Source organism: Aequoribacter sp. (assembly GCF_965659035.1).
Classification (GTDB): domain Bacteria; phylum Pseudomonadota; class Gammaproteobacteria; order Pseudomonadales; family Halieaceae; genus Aequoribacter.
This window is the reverse complement of sequence record NZ_CBFHWH010000122.1, coordinates 1-4,910: the sequence shown is the minus strand read 5'-3', so window position 1 is coordinate 4,910 and position 4,910 is coordinate 1. Positions and strand designations below refer to the sequence as shown.

The following is a 4,910-nucleotide window of genomic DNA, read 5'->3' as shown; positions in this document are numbered from 1 at the left end:
TCTGCAACGAGCGAATCCACGTAACCATCGCGCTCTTTGTAGGTGAAAGACACTTTACCAAACAGTGTGTCAGACAAAGGACCCGATACTTTGCCGCGCGTCGAGAAATACCCTAGATCACCCGCTGACACTTCCAAAGCACCCGTTAAGGTCTCGCTGGGTTTTTGGCTCACCAAATTAATAGCGCCACCAGCGGCATTTTTACCGTATAGCGTTCCCTGAGGGCCACGCAAGACCTCGATTCGCTCCAAATCAAACAAATCAAACGATTGACCGGCGGTACGACCTACGTACACACCGTCTAAAAATACCACGACCGACTGATCTTCTGCTGCGCCGTCAGCATTTGAACCAACGCCACGAATAAAGAGCTGAGGTTGAGCCGGCGTAAAGGTGCCCATACTAAAACCAGGCGTACGTACTGAGATGCTATTGAGGTCGCTAATATCTGCCGTACGGATTTCTTCTGAGCTTATTGCGGTAATCGCAATCGGAACATCCTGCAAATTTTCTTCACGGTGTTGAGCGGTCACCACAACTTCTTCTAAAGTTTGCGCTGGTGCTTCAAAAGCTATCGCTAACAGTGCTGCCGCGATTGCCGTTTTCTGTAAACGCTTTTGTGCTTGCATCCTAGATACTCCCATTTGTTATCGTAATACGTATTGATCAAAGACCTTTTAGGGCACTCGTTACGGCTTGAGGCGTACGAGGCCAAGTTGACACGCTAACTATACGAGCGAGCGGCGCAGTCTAGATATCATTAGGCGACAAACAAAATACCATTAAACGACACGAGACGTACCATTAAACGACAAATTAAGGGCCAGCAGACAAACAAACCGTTGCCAAGACTCGATACGAGCTCAACGCTGACCCATCACAATCGAGCGAGCACCACTCGCTTTCTGCCGAGGAGCGTGAGCACATCAAACGCTAAGACCGAGACAGCTTCCAATGCTCTGGAGAGAGGCCTGAAGCTCGTTTGAATGCGCGGGAGAACGCACTAGGGTTACGATAGCCCAAAAAGCTGGACAGCTCGGCAACCGAGATTGATGAGTTAACGAGATATTCTTCCGCTAAACCCTGCCGTACTTGGTTGAGCAGCTGCTTGAATGTTACGCCCTCTTGTGCCAGCTGACGCTGCAAGGTCCGCGGATGGATACCCATCGTTTGACCAATAAACTCTAACGAGCAGTAGCGGGACCCCATTGCCTGCTTAATATGGTGGATCACGCGTGTGGCCAAATCATCGCCGTAGTTAAGGCCCTTCGACAAATTCTCTAACTGAGCTTTGATGAGGCGATAGACCTTCTCATCACCGCTCGCTATGGGGAGTTCCAGGGCCCGACACGAGAACACTAGCGCGTTATAAGGCTGATTGAAAAGCACAGGACACGAAAAATAGGCCTCCATTCGTCGTTGGTGGGCGTGAGCCGCATGAGCAAAGGACACCTGCTGCAGTTCGATATCGCCGCCCACTAAACCCATCATCGCCTTGTAAACAACAGTAAGCGCTAGAGCCTGCAGCTGAATCATTGGCTCATCATAGGCGACACGAGTTCGGCGGATCATCGTCACGTAGCGTCCATCGTTCTCTAACTCCCAGCGACTGAATTGACTATTCAGTAAGGAGAACCGAATGGCATCGTCAATCGCCTCTCCCAAGGTCGCCGCAAACTTTACCAGCTGACCAACGCGAGCAAACTGAGAGGGCGGCTGCTTTAATGCGACCAAAAACCCAAAATGATCACAACCCGAGCGCTCGGCCATATCATTTAAAAAACCCACTACGCTATGCAGTGGTATAAACTGATCTGGATGGCGCAATTGGCTCGCGTCAATCTGCGCCAAGGCAAGAGATGGCTCAACCGATACACCCAGCTCCTCCGCCGCTTCGAGACTACCCAAGAGGATTTCCGCTGACATCAGCAAAGGGTTATTTCTGTCGTAGCGCGTGGGATATGCTTCCACTTCTGTCACCTAATGATATACAGCACGTCGCCTAATGGTATCTCACTTTGCCCATCAAGGGTTATAGTGATGCCGACAACACAATTGACGGTGACACGATAACTATGAAAACACTCTTTTTCAGTTTCCTGATCGCGGTTTCATTGAGTGCTTGCCAATCCGACTGGCAATCCACTCAAACTGGCTCAGGCTCGCCACGTAATGACCCGAGCAAGTCAGATGTCGTGACCGTGGTCCTTGAGACAGACCTAGGCAATATAGTGCTGGCCGTCGATACCGATCATGCACCGACGACATCAGCCTACTTCCTCCGAATTATTGATCAGGGCTTGTACAATGGCGCAACCTTTTATCGCTCGGCTTCACTCGACGGAGAGGAAGGCCCTCAGATTATTCAGGGTGGTATTTTACAAGACGCGCTAACCCAAACCGGTCCCGTCTCGGCAAACGACTTTCAAATGCCCACCTTACCGAGTGTCGAGCGCACCTCTCAGACCGGCTTGAGTCATCAAGCAGGCACTGTGAGCTTTGCTCGAGATCTACTCGACACTGGCGTCGTCATTCCAGAAATATTTATCTGTTTGCGAGCCTGTGCGTGGGCCGATGAAGGCGCTCGCAGCGTTCCAGACACCGATGGATTCCCGGCTTTTGGAACGGTGCTCGAGGGTATGGATACCGTAGACGCTATCGCCAATCAAGAGACTAATGGGGCAACATCAATTCGCTTTCTTCAAGGGCAAATACATACGTCCCCTATCCGGATTCGCAAAGCTTACCGCGCACCTAAGTGAGCGCTCAAACAGGAACGACCAAGAGCGACACGAGTCGACCTTGGTACTCCTAGAGTCGCTAGCTCGCACGTTTTAACAGGCGACCAAACGCTTCTTTGCCAAGAGACTCCGTCGGCTCATCATTCTGCCACGCCAACTTGCCACCAATCACAACAGAGGTCACAACCCCTTCAGGACGATTCACTAACTGCTCGTGATTGAACTCCTCGCGATAGCGTCGCTGCACGCAAGCTTCACCGTCATGTGCCATTAGTTTGTCTGGATCAATTAAGATCAAATCAGCGGCATCACCGACGTAAATGGTTCCAGCCTTGACACCAAAGATATCCGCCGGGTCTTTGGTCAGCCGTTTCACCATGTAACTGACGTCAGCATCACCACCCTGCGCGGCCAGTTTCAAACTTCGCAGGTTTACATCATAAAACGCCATATTGGTTAAATGTGCCCCACTGTCATTAAAGCCCGGCAGCAGAATTGGATCCATAATCAGCTCTCGCACTCGCTTCGGATCACGATTCGCCGTTGTCGTATTCCAAGTCAGCTCGGTATCAAACGAGCGCAACATCTGCAGAATCAAATCCGCCTCGTCTTTCACCCACGCAAAGTCACCGTCGAAAGCGTCGATTTCGTCAACGGCAAGCCCTTGAAGACTGCCGCCTTGGTAGGACAGAAGTTTATCAAGAACCGCTTGAAAACTGTCTCCCTCCCAAGATTTAACAGGACAGCGCTCGATAAACATACTGCGCAAATCACGATCTAGGGCAAAATCTTCTGCCTTCAATATCCGACGTAACCGAGCCAAATTAAAACCGGTTTTCCCCGTCATCCACATTTTCTTAAACGCTTCGGCAAAGTCGGGGCTATTCATGATTTTTAGACGCGCCTCACGGTCTTCCAAATCGGTTTCGTTCAGCAGACGCAACTCGGGAATTTCCTCAGCCAAAGGCGTAATCGCGCCATCCGACCATACCTTGAACGGCGCGCCTAAGGCCTGCATATAAAACTTGCCTTTCACCAAAGACGAGTTCATCAACTTGGCCAAGGTCACGGCGCTTTTAGACAAACGCTTGTTGTGAGCAAAATCCATGGCTGCCACAACGGTGGTTTTTAGCGCCTTACCATGCAGACGACCACTGGTCAGTAAAAAGGTTTTCAAGGTGCCAAGAATACTGTCTTTAGGCGGCGTTGCCTGCCACAAAGCATCTTTCTCGCGCAGTACCTTTGTTAAGGCTTTTAACTCTGAATACTTTGCGAATTGAGTCGGAATGGTTTTTTCCACGTGTGGCTGTTCCGCCAAATAATGAAACGGCAATGCATCAGTTGAGAACCCGGCGTAGCCATCGTCGATAGCCTGCGCCAAGGTTTCTTGCATCGACCTCAGTTCGACCTCCGTTGGGTCACGCGAGATGCTCTCTTTAAACCCCATTGCATCGATGCGCAGCATTGAATGCGGTAACAAAGGTATGACATTGGGGCCTAAATCTAAGCTCTCTAAATGGTCGAGATACTCTTTTGGCGTGCTCCAATTCACCTTATCGGCACAACTGCTCAGTACGTGTTTTGGAATATTCTCAACACGCGCGTAACAACTCACGATAGGGTCGTTCTCGCCATCGCGCTGGTTGCCAAACGCTAACCCTAAGCTGCAGTTGGCAATAACCACCGTTGTCGTACCGTGACGCGTAGACTCCGGCAGATCGGGGGCCACCTCGAGCTCTAGGTCATAATGCGTGTGAATATCGAAGAGGCCGGGCATCAACCAGGAGCCCGAACCGTCGATGATCGTTTTAGCATCCACCTTGCCAGCCAGGTTTCCTCGCGCAAGAATGACGCCATTGCCAATCGCCAAATCTTCAATAACGGCGTCATCACCATTGTTGAAAATTTTCGCTCCTGTAATGAGAATATCTGCATCAAGTCTGTCAGACATCGTTACCACCTGTTTCTTATAATCCTCTCAACTCTAGTGTAAGAACTCGAATCCCGCAACGCCTCAAAGGAGACTTTAATTACGAGGATGGTCAGAGCTCAAGTACACGGGGAGCGACTCTGGACCAATTGGCTTATGAGGAATTTTCGTTAGCCATCCCCAATAACCTCTGAGATGTCTATACTCCAAAAAAACAAGGAGCCAACATGAGCCAGAAC

Annotated in this window: 4 protein-coding genes; 1 reads left to right on the top strand and 3 read right to left on the bottom strand. The window is 50.4% G+C overall.

Annotated elements, in window-relative coordinates; all coding sequences use genetic code 11:
• Together ACTF5Z_RS11405 and ACTF5Z_RS11400 are read right to left on the bottom strand one after the other, a co-directional pair.
• A partial coding sequence (locus ACTF5Z_RS11405) for a TonB-dependent receptor (protein ID WP_438985744.1) occupies positions 1 to 644 on the bottom strand: 644 nt, incomplete at its 3' end.
• Positions 645 to 933: 289 nt separating this feature from the next.
• Complete coding sequence (locus ACTF5Z_RS11400; RefSeq protein ID WP_438985743.1) at positions 934 to 1,971, bottom strand: AraC family transcriptional regulator; 1,038 nt, start codon at positions 1,969 to 1,971, stop codon at positions 934 to 936.
• Between the two features lie 104 nt (positions 1,972 to 2,075).
• Between ACTF5Z_RS11400 and ACTF5Z_RS11395 the strand changes: the two genes are divergently transcribed.
• Positions 2,076 to 2,762 carry a peptidylprolyl isomerase gene (locus tag ACTF5Z_RS11395; RefSeq protein WP_438985742.1) on the top strand — a complete coding sequence of 229 codons (687 nt, stop codon included), beginning with the start codon at positions 2,076 to 2,078 and terminating at the stop codon, positions 2,760 to 2,762.
• A 58-nt stretch (positions 2,763 to 2,820) separates the two neighbouring features.
• Here ACTF5Z_RS11395 and ACTF5Z_RS11390 read toward each other — a convergent pair whose 3' ends face one another.
• Positions 2,821 to 4,692, bottom strand: a complete 1,872-nt coding sequence (locus ACTF5Z_RS11390; RefSeq protein ID WP_438985741.1) for an N-acyl-D-amino-acid deacylase family protein — start codon at positions 4,690 to 4,692, stop codon at positions 2,821 to 2,823.
• Positions 4,693 to 4,910: the final 218 nt, after the last annotated feature.